Source organism: Microbacterium sp. (genome assembly GCF_051860965.1).
Lineage (GTDB): Bacteria > Actinomycetota > Actinomycetes > Actinomycetales > Microbacteriaceae > Microbacterium.
This window is the reverse complement of sequence record NZ_JBIMKU010000007.1, coordinates 169,875-184,629: the sequence shown is the minus strand read 5'-3', so window position 1 is coordinate 184,629 and position 14,755 is coordinate 169,875. Positions and strand designations below refer to the sequence as shown.

Sequence of the window (14,755 nt, the reverse complement as noted above, 5' to 3'; positions counted from 1 at the left end):
ACGCGGCGATGACCGAAGACGAGAGAGAAGGCGGTGCACATGCTTAGCCAGGTGTTGTCGAAGGGCGCCGTCCCCGTCGGCGTCGTGGGGATCATCCTCCTGCTGATCGTCCCCATCCCCACTCCGCTGCTCGATGTGCTGATCGTGCTGAACATCGCGTTCGCCCTGCTCATCCTGCTCACGGCGATGTTCGCGAGGAAGCCCCTCGACTTCTCGGTCTTCCCCAGCCTGCTGCTCGTGGCCACGCTCTTCCGACTCGGACTCAACGTCGCCTCGACGAGGCTCATCCTCAGCGAAGCGCACGCGGGCGCGGTGATCGAGGCGTTCGGCGAGATCACGATCAGCGGATCGCTCGTCATCGGCGCCGTGATCTTCCTCATCCTCACCGTCATCCAGTTCGTCGTCGTCACCAAGGGCGCCGAGCGCGTGGCCGAGGTCGGGGCGCGCTTCACGCTCGACGCCATGCCCGGCAAGCAGATGGCCATCGACGCCGATCTGAACGCGGGACTCATCACCGAGAACGAGGCGCGCAGCCGCCGCGCCGAGGTCGCCGCCGAAGCGGACTTCTACGGCGCGATGGACGGCGCCTCGAAGTTCGTCAAGGGCGATGCGATCGCCGGCATCGTCATCGTCGTCATCAACTTCGTCGGCGGGATCGTCATCGGCATGATCCAGCACGGGATGGATGCCGCCGAAGCGCTGCAGACCTACAGCGTGCTCACGATCGGCGACGGTCTGGTCACTCAGATCCCTGCGCTGCTGATGGCGGTCGCGACCGGCATGATCGTCACCCGCGAGAACGCCGAGGCCGAGATCGGGCAGTCGGCCGCGCGACAGCTCATGCAGTCGCGCAACGCGCTGATGATCACGGGGCTCGCCGCCCTGGCGATGGGGCTCATCCCCGGCATGCCGATCCTCGCGTTCGTCGTGATCGGCGGGCTGCTGCTGTTCGCGGCATCGCGCGTCAAGGCGCGTCAGGCGCGCGAGGCCGCCGTCGAGGCGGACGCCCAGGCTCAGGATGCGACGGACGCCTCGGCCGAGGGTCCCGAGGAGCTGATGGACCGGATGCGGGTCCACGCGCTCGAGATCTCGCTGTCGCCCGACATCGTCGATCTCGCAGCCGGAGGGCCGGGCGACCTGCTCACCCGCGTCAGATCACTACGGCGCAAACTCGCGCTCGAGCTCGGCGTCATGATGCCGCCGGTGCGCACGCGCGACAACATCGAGCTCCCGTCGGAGACCTACGCGATCCTCATCGCGGGCGTCGAATGCGGCCGGGGGACGGTGCCGCGCGGTCACGTGCTCGCCATCGGATCCGATCTCGACCAGATCCCGGGATCGCGCGTCGTGGACCCGGTGTTCGGCCTCGAGGGCAAGTGGGTGCGCGCCGAGCTCTCGCACGCGGCGGACATGGCCGGCGCGACGGTGATCGATCGCGCGAGCGTCATCATCACCCACCTGTCGGACATCGTGCAGGCGCAGGCGGACCGACTGCTCTCGCTCGAGGACGTGCGGCAGCTGACGGAGCACCTCAAGCAGACGCATCCCACCACCGTCGAGGAGCTCACGCCGGCCGTCATGTCGCTCGCGGGCATCCAGCGGGTGCTGGCGGGCCTGCTGGCCGAGCGCGTGCCCATCGTCGACCTCGCGCGCATCTACGAGGCACTGGCACTGCGGGGGAAGGCGACGACCGAGATCCCGACGCTCGTCGACGCCGCACGCGCTGCCCTCGGGCCGGCCGTGTCGGCGCGGTTCGCCCAGGACGGACGTCTGCGCGTCGTGATGCTCGATCCGGTGCTCGAGCAGCAGATGCTCGAGGGGATGCGGATCGTCGACGGTCACCCGCAGATCGTGCTGCCCCCCGACGCGACGATGAATGTGCTGGATGCCGCGCGTCGCGTCGTCGGCGAGCTCGACCACGCAGGACCCGAACCCGTGCTCGTCTGCGCGGGGTCGCTGCGTGCGGCCGTGCGCAGGCTGCTGTCCGCTCAGGCGGGAGGGCTGCCGGTGCTGTCCTATGACGAGGCGGCCGCCGGAGGACTGGCGACCGACGTCGTAGGGGTCATCCGACTGACGCAGCCCGCTCTGCCCGGCAGCGCGGGCTGATGCGAATTTTCCTCTCGTTTACGAGGACATGTGCGCTACCCTGATGCCAGGACGAGCGCGCAGGCGCACACGCCACGGAAGGCGGATCACGACACATGCTGGTACTCACGCGACGCGCGAACGAGAGCATCCTCATCGGCGACGACATCACCGTCACGATCCTGGGGGTGACCCCGGGCGGCGTCCGCATCGGCGTCGATGCGCCGCAGGACAAGCGCATCAACCGTGCGGAGATCGTCGTGGCGGTCGGTGACGAGAACCAGCAGGCAGTGCAGTCCTCGTCCGACGACGCGGCCGCGGGCGCACTGCTGAAGGCGATCGGAACCCGCGCCGGCACCACCTGAGGGCTCTGTCGCCCGCCGGATGGCGGCCACCGCGGTTACGAGGCCCCCGTCCTGTCGCGATAGTCGTCCTCGAGGCGGAAGAACCCGCCGAGAAGACTTCGATGACGACGAGGTGAACGACGTGGCCGCTCATGACCTGAGCATGCATCTCATGCGCGAGCGCGAGATGCTCGAGCTGCTGCTCTTCAAGCTCGACGTGCAGCAGATGCTCCTGGCGACGGGCCGCACGCGATGGATCCCGCAGACCGCCAAGGAGATCGAACGAGTGATCGCGGCGATGCCCGCACTCGCGCTGACCCGCGACACGCTGGTGGTCTCGGTGGGGTCCGAGTGGGGGGCGCCCGAGGCGAAGACGCTGAAGGAGCTCATCGACGCCGCTCCGACCGACGCCTGGCGCGAAGTCATGACCGGGCATCTCACCGCCATGATCGATCTCGCGACCGAGATCGGCGAGCTGAAGAAGCTCAACGAGCAGCGTCTGCGCACCGCCGTGCGCGTCACCCAGGAGACGATCGCCGGCCTCGGCGTAGCGACCGGTGAGTACGACCAGGCCGGCGACGTCGTCCGAGGAGGCGGCGGATCCGTGCTCCTGGACACGAGGGTGTGACCGGCCGTGTCGACCTTCTCGGGGATCCGCCTGGCCCAGTCCGGCCTCGTCGCCGCACGCGCGGGGATGGACGTCACCGGGCAGAACATCGCCAACCAGGCGACGGCGGGCTACACGCGCCAGCGGGTCGATCAGGTTCCCGTCTCGGCGCCGGGGCAGACGAGCCTGTGGCCGTCGACGCTCCTCGTCGGCGAAGGGGTGAGCGTGACGGGCATCGCACGTCTCGGTGACCAGGTGCTCGACGCACGTGTGCGCGATGCGCTGTCGACGTCCGGGTTCTGGAGTGCGAGGGCAACGGCATCCATCCAGACCGAGGCCGCGATGGCCGAACCGACCTCCGACGGGCTCGCGGCGAACCTCGACCGCTTCTGGGCGGGGTGGTCGGACCTGGCGAACAATCCCGACGCGGCGACCGCCCGAGTGGTGCTCAGCAATGCACAGGTGCTGGTCGGACAGATCGGCGCAGGCTACGACGCGGTCGCCACGCGGTGGTCGAACCTGCGCGACGACGTGGATCGACAGGTCGCCCAGGTCAACGCCGGCGCCCAGCAGGTCGCCCTTCTCAACGGCCAGATCCGCGAGGCTCTCCAGTCGGGCCGTTCGGCGAACGAGCTGATCGATCAGCGGAACGTCATCGCTCAGCAGCTGGCGACTGGCATCGGCGCCACCGGCAGGGTCGAGAGCGACGGCACGCTCACCCTGCGAGTCGACGGGAACGCCCTCGTCACCGCCGACAGCGCGCGCTCGCTGGTGGCCGCGGGACCGCAGGACGTCTCCGACGGCGGGCGGGTGACCCTCGCATGGGCCGATCGCCCGGGCGACGCGATCAGCGCCGTCGGCGGAGCGCTGGGAGGCACGATCAGCGTGCTCGCTCCCGCATCCGAGGGCGGCACGCTCGCCTCGGCCGCGGCCGCCTACAACGACGTCGCGACCGCGCTCGCGCAGAGCGTCAACGACATCCACAACTCGGGGTTCAGGCCCGACGGAGTCCCGGGGGGCGACTTCTTCGACCTGAACCCCGCGGCACCTCCCGCACGCGGACTGCGGATCGTTCCGACCGGCATCGAGACCCTCGCGCTCGCCGCACCGGGGGCGGGCCCGCTCGACACGACGATCGCGGACACGATCTCGACGCTCGGCGGATCGCCCACCGGCCCGAGCGCGTCGTGGTCCACCTTCGTCACCGGATTCGGCGTGCAGGTCGCGGGTGACCGGCAGCGCGCCGACATCGCCGACACGGCGGCCGTGGCATCCGTCTCCGCACAGCAGTCGAACGCCTCGGTGGACGGCGACGAGGAGACGATCAACCTCCTCACCTTCCAGACGGCCTACCAGGCGGCCGCCCGCGTCCTCACGGCGATGGACGAGGCGCTCGACGTCCTGATCAACCGCACCGGCCTCGTCGGCCGCTGACCGATTCGGAGCGACCATGATCGGACGGATCACCAGCAGCACCATGACCGAGCAGACTCTCCGCACGCTGCAGTCGAACCTCGCGGATCGCGACCGGCTGCAGAGCCAGGCCACGTCGCAGCGCGTCTTCCGCACCCCCAGCGAGGATCCCGCCGCGGCCACCGCAGCGCTCGGTATGCACGGGGAGCAGGCGCGGGTCGCGCAGTACGCCCGCAATCTCAGCGACGGCATGGCCTGGGTGACGACGGTCGACACGGCGCTCGGCGCGTCGGTCGATCTGCTCAATCGCGCGCGCGATCTCACGGTGCAGGGCGCGAACTCGGGCGCGGTCAGCCAGGCTGCGAGGGACTCCATCGCCGCCGAGCTCGAGAGCATCAGCGCGAGTCTGCTCGCGCAGGCCAACACGACGGTGCTCGGCCGAAGCGTCTTCGCCGGAACGAGCGATACGGGCAGGGCATTCGAGGCGGGCACATTCGCCTTCAACGGAACGGCGGGAAGCAGCGTGAACCGGCGCATCAACGAGAATCAGACGGTCCGCGTCGACGTGGACGGTTCGCAGACCTTCGGGGTGGGGGCGACGAGCGTGTTCGCAGTGCTCGAGGGCATCGCCGCCGACCTGCGCGCGGGCGCCGATGTCGGATCGCGGCTGGCCGACATCGACGCCGGTCTCGACGGCATGATCGCCGCCCGGGGCGCCGTCGGCGGACAGCAGGCGCAGATCGAGAGGGCGATGTCGCAGAACCTCGCCGTGTCGGTCGACCTCGAGGCGCGCCGCGCCGATGTCGAGGACGTCGACAGCCTCGAGGTGCTCGTGCGGCTCCAGTCCGCCGAGCTCGTCTTCCAATCCGCGCTGCAGGTGACCGCACGGTCGCTGCAGACCAATCTGCTGGAGTTCCTGCGATGACGATGACCACCGTCGATGTCGATGTCGATTTCGCCACGGCACCGCCCGGGCTCGCTCCGCACACCGCGTTCACACTGCACCGCGTCGAAGGGGCGGACGGGCTCTATGCGCTGCATTCCGCGGTCGGCAGCGTGCGGCTCTTCCTGCTCGACCCGCAGTCCGGCGACTACGGCTATCGGCCGCGCCTCACGCGCGGGATGCTGGCGGAGATCGACGCGACCGACGAGTCCGACGTCCGCGTCTTCGTCGTGATCAACCCCGCCGACGACGGCATCTACCTCAATCTCCGCGCTCCCGTCCTGCTGCACAGCCGGACCGGCCGCGCGGCGCAGATCATCTTCGACGACCAGAGCTACCCCGTACGCGCGCTGCTGGGCCGCTGACGACGGGTCGTTTCGCTGGCATACGAGCGGAATGCGAAGTTCTGCACCTTTATCAGCGGAGAAGGAGTAGTCTGACACGAGCACGCGCCTCCGACTGGCAGGCGGCGCGTCGGGAACGAGTCGCGGTACTGGGTGAGTACGACCCGCGACTCATGAGATGAGCTCGCTTCGCGCGGGCGGTTTGGGGACGTCTGTCATGAGCACGATCACAGGATTCGAGCCCGGTCGCGTGAGCAAGCGCGAATTCGTGCAGCGGGTCGCACGCCGAGGGAGTCTTCCGCTCCCCGTGACGCAGCAGGTCTACGACGCGATCATCGAGGAGCTCATCGAGCTCGTGTCGAAGGGCAACAAGGTCACTCTCACGGGCTTCGGAAAGTTCTACCCTCAGGAGCACAAGGGTCACCGCGTGCGCTTCGCGGACGTCGACGGGCCGTCGCAGATCGACGACTACACGGTGCTCAAGTTCTCGGCGACGCGCGCCGTGAATCGCAGCGTCCAGGTCCTCGAGTCCTGATCCTGGTGCGCGTCGGCCCGAACGACTCCGCCCGGCGCGCTCAGAACGTCTCGTAGGCGTAGCTGCTGTGTCCGACGAGGTTCAGTGACACGCTGACCGGCAGCTCGTCGGGGACCTCGTCGAACTCGTCGAGCACGTGCAGCTTGTGGATGGGGACGCCGATGGAACCGTCGTCCTCGAACACGAGATCCCGGGGCAGGAACGACAGCGCCAGCGTCCGCTGCGTGCTGCGCAGCTCCAGTGTCCGGGGGTCGTGACCGCGCTCGAAGAGATTGAGGGCGCTCTCGTCCGCGAGGCCGCTCCCATCGGCGAACTTGGCCTCGACGCGATACAGACTCGGCTCGAGCGCCTTGATGTTGAGATCCTCGACGACCTCAGAGAAGAGCGCCGTGGGATCGTTGAGCTCGAAGGCGATCGCGCGGAGGTGGTCGTAGTTGAGGTTCACCCGGCGCGAGAACAGTGCGGCGCTCTCGACTTCGGATGCGAGGGCGGCGGGCGCCTGATCCGTGAGGTACTCGCGCACCTCATCGGGGCCGGGATATCCGAATCGCAGGTGGTAGTGGAACCTGCCCGGCCGGTTCAGGATGTACGGGCTCGCATCCTGGACGTCGTTGACGGTGACGCAGTAGATGCGCTTCACCGCCGACATGCCGTCGAACAGGGAGAGGAACTGGTTCTGACGGTTCTGGTCGCCGCGGTGGGGGTGGCGCCCGTTCGAGAAGACCTTCTCGAACTCGTCGAAGACGACGACGCACTCCTCGAGGCTGTCGAGGAACTCGGCGATGCCGTCGGCGTCCTCCGTGACGAGGATGACCGGGATGCCCCGATCGAGGGCCTCTTCGGCGACCATGCGCAGGAACAGCGACTTGCCCTGCCCCTTGTCGCCCGAGAGCATCACCCCGAGACTGCGCTCGATGCGCTCGTACGAGCTGAAGATCTTGCGGACCTTCCGCTCGCGGTGCCCGTAGATCTGCTCGCGGCCGACGCTGAGATCGTCGACGCGCAGGAGGCTGAAGCCCTCCTTGGCGTCGAAATCCACGCGGTACGTACCCAGGGGGAGCGACGCGTGGGTCTTGACGGAGGAGTCGTAGACACGGATGCGTGAGCCGGTCTCCACGTAGGTGCTCGTCATAGCCACTCTCTCGAATTTCTCACGAAACTCTCATCTCGGGTGTTGCCCCAAATGTAGTGGCACATCGGTCGTTCCCCCGGGCGCGATCAGCCGTGTTTCCGCGGTTGCGAATCCGAGGGCGCTCGCGCGCGTGTCGTCAGACGACCTGAGTGCCGCACATGCCGCACAGGCCCGTCGCCGACGCTTCGACGAAGCAGTTCGGGCACAGCGCGCGCGACGGGTCGGCGTCGGCCGACGTGAGCCGCGGCGCGGGACGCGATGTGCTCTCGCGTCGAGGTGCGCTGCGCTGCGGGCGGACGGCCGCCGTGACGGGCGCGGCCACCGCCGGCACATGGGACTTGCAGTAGAAGCGCACGTAGCCGCTGTGGTTGTTGGGGTGCTCGTGCTTGTACGCCCACAGCTCGCTGCGGTCGAACGGATCGGCGTCGGTCGCGCACGTCGCGCACCGCGTCGGCTCGCCCGGGATCAGATCGGCGACGAGCACCGGAGTGCCGAACGGGATGGAACTGCGCCAGTCGGCGGACTCGACGACCTTCATGACTGACCTTCCTCGGGGCCGACGCGTCTCCGTGATCGGAGCGGCGCCCTGCCCACTCTCTACCGTAGGCGACCCGGACGTGCTCCGGTACCACGTGGGCGGTCGCCCGCCCGGGCCCGCGCGGGCCGCGACGTCACGCCGAGAAGAGGTCCTGCATCCGGCGCACGCCCTCGAGCAGCGCCTCGTCGCCGAGGGCGTACGACAGGCGCAGGTAGCCCGACGGCCCGAACGCCTCGCCGGGAACGACGGCGACCTCTGCCTCTTCGAGGATGAGGTCGGCGAGTTCGAGCGAGCTGGTCGGCGTCTTGCCCCGCCGTTCCCGCCCGAGCAGCCCCCGCACGTCGGGGTAGGCGTAGAAGGCCCCGAGCGGGTTGGGCACGACGACCCCCTCGATCTTCGCGAGCTCGCTCACGATGAGGCGACGACGACGGTCGAACGCGACGCGGAACTCCTCGGCCTCGGTCTGCGGGCCGGTGAGGGCGGCGAGGGCCGCGCGCTGCGCGATGTTGTTGACGTTGCTCGAGAGGTGGGACTGCAGGTTGGCCGCGAGCTTGATGGCGTCCTTGGGGCCGACCATCCAGCCCACGCGCCACCCCGTCATGGCGTAGGTCTTGGCCACGCCGTTCACGAGGATGGTCTGGGCCGCGGCATCCGGAACCGCCTCGACGATGGATGCCGCGCGCGCGCCCTCGTAGACGAGGTTCTGGTAGATCTCGTCCGAGATGATCCAGATGCCGTGCTCGACGGCCCACTCGCCGATCGCCTTGGTCTCTTCGAGGGTGTAGACCGCGCCGGTCGGGTTGGACGGCGAGACGAACACGAGCACCGTCGTCCTGTCGGTGCGTGCGGCCTCCAGCTGCGCGACGGTGACCTTGTAGTCCTGGTCCGCCCCGGCGAAGACCTCGACGGGCACGCCGTCGGCGAGGGCGATCGCCTCGGGGTACGTCGTCCAGTACGGTGCGGGCAGGAGCACCTCGTCGCCCGGGTTCACGACCGCCTGGAACGCCTGGTAGACGGCCTGCTTGCCGCCGTTGGTCACGACGATCTGCGCCGGGTCGACCTCGAGCCCCGAGTCGCGCAGCGTCTTGGCGGCGATCGCCTCGCGCAGGACCGGGAGCCCGACGGCGGGCGTGTAGCGGAAGTTCGCGGGGTCGTGGAGCGCGTGGGACGCGGCATCCACGATGAACGACGGGGTCGCGAAGTCGGGCTCACCGGCCGCATAGGAGATCACGGGGCGGCCGGCGGCCTGGAGGGCCTTCGCCTTCGCGTCGACCTTGAGGGTCGCCGACTCGGCGATGGCACTGAGCTTGCGGGACAGGGGAGCGCGTTCGGTCACCCTCCGAGGTTACCGGCGAGATCGCCGTCGCTTCATGGTCCGCGTGGAGGAAATCGGCCTGGCCGGTGTACATCGCGGCGATGCCGCCCCGACCTCACAGGTCGAGCGGCCAGAGCGCCCGCAGCTCGATCGTGCCGTGGGTGGCCATGGGATGCCGCGCTGCGACGCGGATCGCGTGGTCCATGTCGTCGCACTCCAGGATGTCGAACCCGCCGATCACCTCGCGCGTCTCGGCGAACGGGCCGTCGGTGACGTGGAGCTCGCCGCCGCGCCGGCGCACGGTCTTCGCCCTGTTCGGCGGCTCGAGGCGATCGCCGTCGAGGTTCACGCCGCTGTCGGCGGTCTCTCGTGCCCACTCCTCGATCGTGAGCACCGGCGCTTCGGTGGAGTCCAGCTCGGGGTCGGAGATGACCAGCATGAGGAATCGCATGTCGTGTCCCTTTCATCGGTGACGTTACGTCAAGGGCGTCGTGCGGGTGAAGACCGGATCGACGAGACGCCGGAAAACGATGGATGCCTCGAACCGAAGGTCCGAGGCATCCATCGTCCGACGGTGAACTCAGCCGAACTGGTTCATCGTGTTGTCCTTGCCGCCGGCCTTGAGAGCCGCATCGCCGGCGAAGTACTCCTTGTGGTTGTCGCCGATGTCGCTGCCGGCCATGTTCTGGTGCTTCACGGTCGCGATGCCCTCGCGGATCTCGCGACGCTGCACGCCCTTGACGTAGGCGAGCATGCCGTCCGCGCCGAAGTAGCCCTTGGCCAGGTCATCCGTCGACAGCGCGGCCGTGTGATAGGTCGGCAGCGTGATCAGGTGGTGGAAGATCCCGGCGCGGGCCGAGCCGTCCTTCTGGAACGTGCGGATCTTCTCGTCGGCGAGCGCGCCGAGCTCGGTGTCGTCGTACGCGACGCTCATGAGGTCGGATCGGTCGTACGCCGAGACATCCGTCCCTTCGCTCGCGAGCTGGTCGTACGCCTGCTGACGGAAGTTGAGCGTCCAGTTGAACGACGGGCTGTTGTTGTAGACGAGCTTCGCGTTCGGGATCTCCTTGCGGATCTCGTCGACCATGCCCGCGATCTGAGCCACGTGCGGCTTCTCCGTCTCGATCCACAGCAGGTCGGCGCCGTTGCGCAGCGACGTGATGCAGTCGAGCACGCAGCGCTCCTCGCCGGTGCCCGCGCGGAACTGGTAGAGGTTGCTGGCGAGACGCTTCGGGCGCAGCAGCCTGCCGTCGCGCTTGATGACGACGTCGCCGTCGCCGAGATCGGATGCCTCGATCTCCTCGACGTCGAGGAACGAGTTGTACTGGTCGCCGAGGTCGCCGGGGCTGTGCGAGACGGCCAGCTTCTGCGTGAGGCCGGCTCCGAGCGAGTCGGTGCGGGCGACGATGATGCCGTTGTCGATTCCGAGCTCGAGGAACGCGTAGCGCACGGCGTTGAGCTTGGCGATGAAGTCGTCGTGCGGAACCGTGACCTTGCCGTCCTGATGACCGCACTGCTTCTCGTCCGACACCTGGTTCTCGATCTGGATGGCGCACGCGCCCGCCTCGATCATCTTCTTCGCCAGGAGGTACGTCGCCTCGGGATTGCCGAAGCCCGCGTCGATGTCGGCGATGATCGGCACGACGTGGGTCTCGTAGCTGTCGATCTGCGACTGGATGAACTCGACGGCCGTCTCGTCGCCCGCGAGGCGGGCGTCGTCGAGTTTGGTGAAGAGCAGATCGAGCTCACGGGCATCGGCCTGGCGCAGGAACGTGTAGAGCTCTTCGATGAGCGCCGGCACCGACGTCTTCTCGTGCATCGACTGGTCGGGGAGAGGGCCGAACTCCGAGCGCAGCGCCGCGACCATCCATCCCGACAGATACAGGTAGCGCTTGTTCGTCGACTTGAGGTGCTTCTTGATCGAGATGAGCTTCTGCTGCCCGATGAAGCCGTGCCAGACGCCGAGCGACTGGGTGTACACCGACGAGTCGGCGTCGTACTCGGTCATGTCGCGACGCATGATGTCGGCCGTGTACTGAGCGATCTCGAGGCCGGTCCTGAAGCGATTCTGCGCGCGCATCCGTGCGACGTACTCGGGGTTGATGGCATCCCAGCTCGCGCCGTTGCGCTCCTTGAGGGCCTCGACGGACTGGATGTCGTCCTGATAGGTGGTCATGTCTGTTCCTCGGTCTCGAGTCGGTCTGGTCAGTCGTTGTCGGTCAGGTACTTCGCGTACGCCGGCAGGGTGAGGAAGGCGGGGAAGTCGACGCCCAGCGACACTTCGCGGAAGATCTCGGCCGCGTCGTCGAAGCGGTCGCCGTCGCGGCGGTCCACCTCTCCGAGCACCCGGGTGATGAGCTCCTCGATGTACTCGCGGGTGATCTGCGTGCCGTCCTCGGTGCGGCGATCCTGATGGATCCACTGCCACACCTGCGAGCGCGAGATCTCGGCGGTCGCCGCATCCTCCATGAGGTTGTCGATCGCGACGGCGCCGAGGCCCCGCAGCCAAGCCTCGATGTAGCGGATCGCGACGGACACGTTGCCGTGCACGCCCTCGTTCGTCACCGGCAGGCCGATGTGGACGTCGATCAGTTCGGCGGCGTCGACATGCACCTCGGGGCGCTGGCGGTCGATCTGGTTGGGGCGGTCGCCCAGCACGGCGTCGAACTCGGCGCGAGCGACGGGGATGAGGTCGGGGTGGGCCACCCACGTGCCGTCGAAGCCGTCGCCGGCCTCGCGCTTCTTGTCGGCGGCGACCTTCTCGAACGCCTGCGCCGTGACCTCGGGGTCGCGACGGTTCGGGATGAATGCGCTCATGCCGCCGATCGCGAAGGCTCCGCGCTTGTGGCACGTCTTCACGAGCAGTTCCGTGTAGGCCCGCATGAACGGCACGGTCATCGTGACCTGGCTGCGATCGGGCAGCACGAACCGGGCGCCGCGCCCGCGGTAGTTCTTGATCATCGAGAAGATGTAGTCCCAGCGGCCGGCGTTGAGACCCGCGATGTGGTCGCGCAGCTCGAAGAGGATCTCCTCCATCTCGAAGGCCGCCGGCAGCGTCTCGATGAGCACCGTCGCGCGGATCGTGCCGTGCGGGATGCCGATGTACTGCTCGCTGAACGTGAAGACGTCGTCCCACAGCTTCGCCTCTTCGCTCGACTCGAGCTTGGCGATGTAGAAGTACGGGCCGCGGCCGTTCGCGATCAGCGCCTCGGCGTTGTGGAAGAAGTACAGGCCGAAGTCGACGAGCGAGCCCGACGCCGCCAGCGAGCGACCGGTGCGGTCGGTGAAGGAGATGTGCTTCTCGGTCAGGTGCCACCCGCGCGGGCGCATCACGATCGTCGGCGTCTGCTCGGCGGTGACCTCGTAGATCCTGCCCTCGGGTGACGTGAACGACAGCTCGCCGCGGATCGCGTCGCGCAGCGACAGCTGACCCTCGATGACGTTCCTCCAGGTGGGGCTCGTCGCATCCTCCTGATCGGCGAGCCAGACCTTCGCACCGGAGTTCAGGGCGTTGATGGTCATCTTGGGGTCGGTCGGTCCGGTGATCTCGACACGGCGGTCCTCGAGACCGGGACCGGCGCCGGCGACCTGCCACTCGGCGTCGTCGCGGATGTGGCGCGTGTCGTCGCGGAACTGCGGGTCGTGGCCGTTGCCGATCTCGAAGCGGCGGCGCATGCGGTCGGCGAGGCGATCGTGGCGGCGGCCGCTGAAACGCTGGTGGAGTTCGGTGAGGAACGCGAGCGCCTCGGGCGTGAGGATCTCGTCGTAGCGAGGACGGAGTGCACCGACGACCTCGACCTGTGGCTCCTGGGTCTGAATAGCGGTCGGCCCGGTGTGCGTACGCATCGGCGTCGCGGTCGCAGGTGTCATGGTCCTGTCCTCTCGTGTGATCAGTGGATGCCGGACCTCTCGATCCAGCGGGCTGTTGGCATCCACTCTGTGTGAAGTTCCGGCATCGATCCGACGAAATCGAGGGTGAAGTTTTCGCGTATTTCTTCTTTCGTGACAGAATTCGATCATCGTCAGACGCAGAAGGAGACGAAATGGATGCGATCGTCGACACGACGGAGGATGTGGATTCGCTCACGATCGGCCGCCGGATCCGGCGCCTTCGCACCGACCGCGGAATGACCCTCGAAGAGCTCGCCTCGGCCGTCGATCGTGCGCCGAGCCAGCTGTCGATGATCGAGAACGGCCGTCGCGAGCCGAAGCTCACCCTCCTTCAGGCGATCGCCCGCGCGCTCGGATCCTCGATCGAAGCGATCCTCGAGTCCGAGCCGCTCGACGAGCGGGCAACGCTCGAGATCTCGCTCGAGCGCGCGATGCGCGGGCAGACTTTCCAGGCGCTCGGCATCCCGCCCTTCCGCATCGGCAAGACGCTGCCGACCGAGGCGCTCAAGGCGATGATGGCGCTGCAGACCGAGATCGAGCGGCTCCGCGACGAGCGCGCCGCGACGCCCGAAGAGGCCCGGCGCGCGAACGTCGCCCTGCGCCGCCTCATGCGCACGCAGAACAACTACTTCCCCGACCTCGAGGACCACGCGCGCCGGATCCTGTCAGCCGTCGACCACCCGGGCGGACCCCTCACCCAGCGCACGGCATCCGATATCGCCGCGCATCTGGGCTTCACGCTCCACTACGTCCCCGACCTGCCGCAGACGACCCGCAGCGTCGCCGACATCAAGAACGGTCGTCTCTACCTGTCGAGCAGGCTCACGGCCAAGGGCGACCCGCGCACCGCGGTGCTGCAGGCGCTGTCGAGCCGGATGCTGGGCCACCGCGAGCCGACGTCGTACGCCGAGTTCCTGCGGCAGCGCGTCGAGACCAACTACCTGACGGGTGCGCTCCTCATCCCCGAGGCGCACGCCGTGCCGTTCCTGCAGGACGCGAAGAAGGACCGCGCGATCTCGATCGAGGATCTCCGCGACGCGTACTCCGTGTCGTACGAGACCGCGGCGCACCGGTTCACGAACCTCGCCACGACGCACCTCGACATCCCCGTGCACTTCCTCAAGGTGCACGAGTCGGGCACGATCACGAAGGCGTACGAGAACGACGACGTGAACTTCCCGACCGACCAGCTCGGCGCCATCGAGGGGCAGATGTGCTGCCGCAAATGGACCTCGCGCGTCGTGTTCGACGAGCACGACAAGTTCAATCCGTACTACCAGTACACCGACACCGGCAACGGCACCTACTGGTGCACGGCGCGGGTCGAGGCATCCAGCGAAGGCGCCCACTCGGTGTCCGTGGGTGTGCGCTTCGACGACACGAAGTGGTTCCTCGGGCGCGACACCCCGAACCGCGGCGCCTCGAGGCACTCCGTCGAGGTCTGCTGCCGCCGGGCGCCCGCCGAGCTCGAAGCGGCGTGGCGCGAGAACTCGTGGCCCAACGTGCGCACTCCCCGCACGCTGCTCGCCACGCTGCCGACGGGCGCGTTCCCGGGCGTCGACACGACCGACGTGTACGAGTTCCTCGAGGCGCACGCGCCCCGCTGAG

General features: G+C 68.2%; 14 protein-coding genes. 8 read left to right on the top strand and 6 right to left on the bottom strand.

From position 1 onward, the window contains the following. The first annotated feature begins 39 nt into the window (after nucleotides 1–39). The 7 genes from ACTIFV_RS14670 (at nucleotide 40) to ACTIFV_RS14640 (ending at nucleotide 6,271) form a co-directional block, all read left to right on the top strand. Nucleotides 40–2,106 (top strand): flagellar biosynthesis protein FlhA, encoded by a 2,067-nt coding sequence (locus ACTIFV_RS14670; protein WP_439593535.1) that lies wholly within the window; start codon nucleotides 40–42, stop codon nucleotides 2,104–2,106. Nucleotides 2,107–2,201: 95 nt separating this feature from the next. After that, entirely contained in the window at nucleotides 2,202–2,450 is a 249-nt protein-coding gene (gene csrA / locus ACTIFV_RS14665; protein ID WP_439593534.1) for a carbon storage regulator CsrA, read from the top strand. A 121-nt stretch (nucleotides 2,451–2,571) separates the two neighbouring features. Continuing rightward, on the top strand, nucleotides 2,572–3,057 hold the full coding sequence (gene flgN / locus ACTIFV_RS14660) for a flagellar export chaperone FlgN (protein ID WP_439593533.1): 486 nt from the start codon (nucleotides 2,572–2,574) through the stop codon (nucleotides 3,055–3,057). A gap of 6 nt (nucleotides 3,058–3,063) precedes the next feature. Beyond that, nucleotides 3,064–4,470: a flagellar hook-associated protein FlgK gene (gene flgK, locus ACTIFV_RS14655; RefSeq protein ID WP_439593532.1), complete on the top strand. Its 1,407-nt coding sequence runs from the start codon at nucleotides 3,064–3,066 to the stop codon at nucleotides 4,468–4,470. Nucleotides 4,471–4,513: 43 nt separating this feature from the next. Further along, nucleotides 4,514–5,374 carry a flagellin N-terminal helical domain-containing protein gene (locus tag ACTIFV_RS14650; protein ID WP_439593531.1) on the top strand — a complete coding sequence of 287 codons (861 nt, stop codon included), beginning with the start codon at nucleotides 4,514–4,516 and terminating at the stop codon, nucleotides 5,372–5,374. Continuing rightward, nucleotides 5,371–5,757 (top strand): flagellar assembly protein FliW, encoded by a 387-nt coding sequence (locus ACTIFV_RS14645; protein ID WP_439593530.1) that lies wholly within the window; start codon nucleotides 5,371–5,373, stop codon nucleotides 5,755–5,757. The genes ACTIFV_RS14650 and ACTIFV_RS14645 overlap by 4 nt, the downstream gene beginning before the upstream one ends. Before the next feature lie 196 nt (nucleotides 5,758–5,953). Beyond that, nucleotides 5,954–6,271, top strand: coding sequence for an HU family DNA-binding protein (locus tag ACTIFV_RS14640; protein ID WP_439593529.1), 318 nt, complete (start codon nucleotides 5,954–5,956; stop codon nucleotides 6,269–6,271). 40 nt (nucleotides 6,272–6,311) lie between these two features. On the opposite strand, the gene ACTIFV_RS14635 is transcribed toward ACTIFV_RS14640, so the two are convergent. From ACTIFV_RS14635 to aceB, 6 genes are all read right to left on the bottom strand, one after another. Continuing rightward, nucleotides 6,312–7,403: an AAA family ATPase gene (locus tag ACTIFV_RS14635; RefSeq protein WP_439593528.1), complete on the bottom strand. Its 1,092-nt coding sequence runs from the start codon at nucleotides 7,401–7,403 to the stop codon at nucleotides 6,312–6,314. A gap of 136 nt (nucleotides 7,404–7,539) precedes the next feature. Continuing rightward, on the bottom strand, nucleotides 7,540–7,941 hold the full coding sequence (locus tag ACTIFV_RS14630; RefSeq protein ID WP_439593527.1) for a glucose-6-phosphate dehydrogenase: 402 nt from the start codon (nucleotides 7,939–7,941) through the stop codon (nucleotides 7,540–7,542). Between the two features lie 133 nt (nucleotides 7,942–8,074). Next, nucleotides 8,075–9,277, bottom strand: coding sequence for a pyridoxal phosphate-dependent aminotransferase (locus ACTIFV_RS14625; protein WP_439593526.1), 1,203 nt, complete (start codon nucleotides 9,275–9,277; stop codon nucleotides 8,075–8,077). A gap of 94 nt (nucleotides 9,278–9,371) precedes the next feature. Then, entirely contained in the window at nucleotides 9,372–9,707 is a 336-nt protein-coding gene (locus tag ACTIFV_RS14620) for a YciI family protein (protein WP_439593525.1), read from the bottom strand. A gap of 129 nt (nucleotides 9,708–9,836) precedes the next feature. Then, the gene (locus ACTIFV_RS14615) at nucleotides 9,837–11,432 is read right to left on the bottom strand and encodes an isocitrate lyase (protein ID WP_439593524.1); all 1,596 of its coding nucleotides are present in this window, start codon (nucleotides 11,430–11,432) and stop codon (nucleotides 9,837–9,839) included. 29 nt (nucleotides 11,433–11,461) lie between these two features. After that, on the bottom strand, nucleotides 11,462–13,102 hold the full coding sequence (gene aceB / locus ACTIFV_RS14610) for a malate synthase A (RefSeq protein ID WP_439593616.1): 1,641 nt from the start codon (nucleotides 13,100–13,102) through the stop codon (nucleotides 11,462–11,464). Between the two features lie 197 nt (nucleotides 13,103–13,299). On the opposite strand from aceB, the gene ACTIFV_RS14605 reads away from it, so the two are divergent. Further along, entirely contained in the window at nucleotides 13,300–14,754 is a 1,455-nt protein-coding gene (locus ACTIFV_RS14605; protein WP_439593523.1) for a helix-turn-helix domain-containing protein, read from the top strand. Nucleotide 14,755: the final 1 nt, after the last annotated feature.

Coding starts and splice junctions, on each gene's coding strand:
- aceB (WP_439593616.1), bottom strand. CDS start 13,102: ATGCGTACGCACACCGGGCCGACCGCTATTCAGACCCAGGAGCCACAG.
- ACTIFV_RS14650 (WP_439593531.1), top strand. CDS start 4,514: ATGACCGAGCAGACTCTCCGCACGCTGCAGTCGAACCTCGCGGATCGC.
- ACTIFV_RS14630 (WP_439593527.1), bottom strand. CDS start 7,941: ATGAAGGTCGTCGAGTCCGCCGACTGGCGCAGTTCCATCCCGTTCGGC.
- ACTIFV_RS14620 (WP_439593525.1), bottom strand. CDS start 9,707: ATGCGATTCCTCATGCTGGTCATCTCCGACCCCGAGCTGGACTCCACC.
- ACTIFV_RS14605 (WP_439593523.1), top strand. CDS start 13,300: ATGGATGCGATCGTCGACACGACGGAGGATGTGGATTCGCTCACGATC.
- ACTIFV_RS14670 (WP_439593535.1), top strand. CDS start 40: ATGCTTAGCCAGGTGTTGTCGAAGGGCGCCGTCCCCGTCGGCGTCGTG.
- ACTIFV_RS14615 (WP_439593524.1), bottom strand. CDS start 11,432: ATGACCACCTATCAGGACGACATCCAGTCCGTCGAGGCCCTCAAGGAG.
- ACTIFV_RS14640 (WP_439593529.1), top strand. CDS start 5,954: ATGAGCACGATCACAGGATTCGAGCCCGGTCGCGTGAGCAAGCGCGAA.
- ACTIFV_RS14635 (WP_439593528.1), bottom strand. CDS start 7,403: ATGACGAGCACCTACGTGGAGACCGGCTCACGCATCCGTGTCTACGAC.
- ACTIFV_RS14645 (WP_439593530.1), top strand. CDS start 5,371: ATGACGATGACCACCGTCGATGTCGATGTCGATTTCGCCACGGCACCG.
- csrA (WP_439593534.1), top strand. CDS start 2,202: ATGCTGGTACTCACGCGACGCGCGAACGAGAGCATCCTCATCGGCGAC.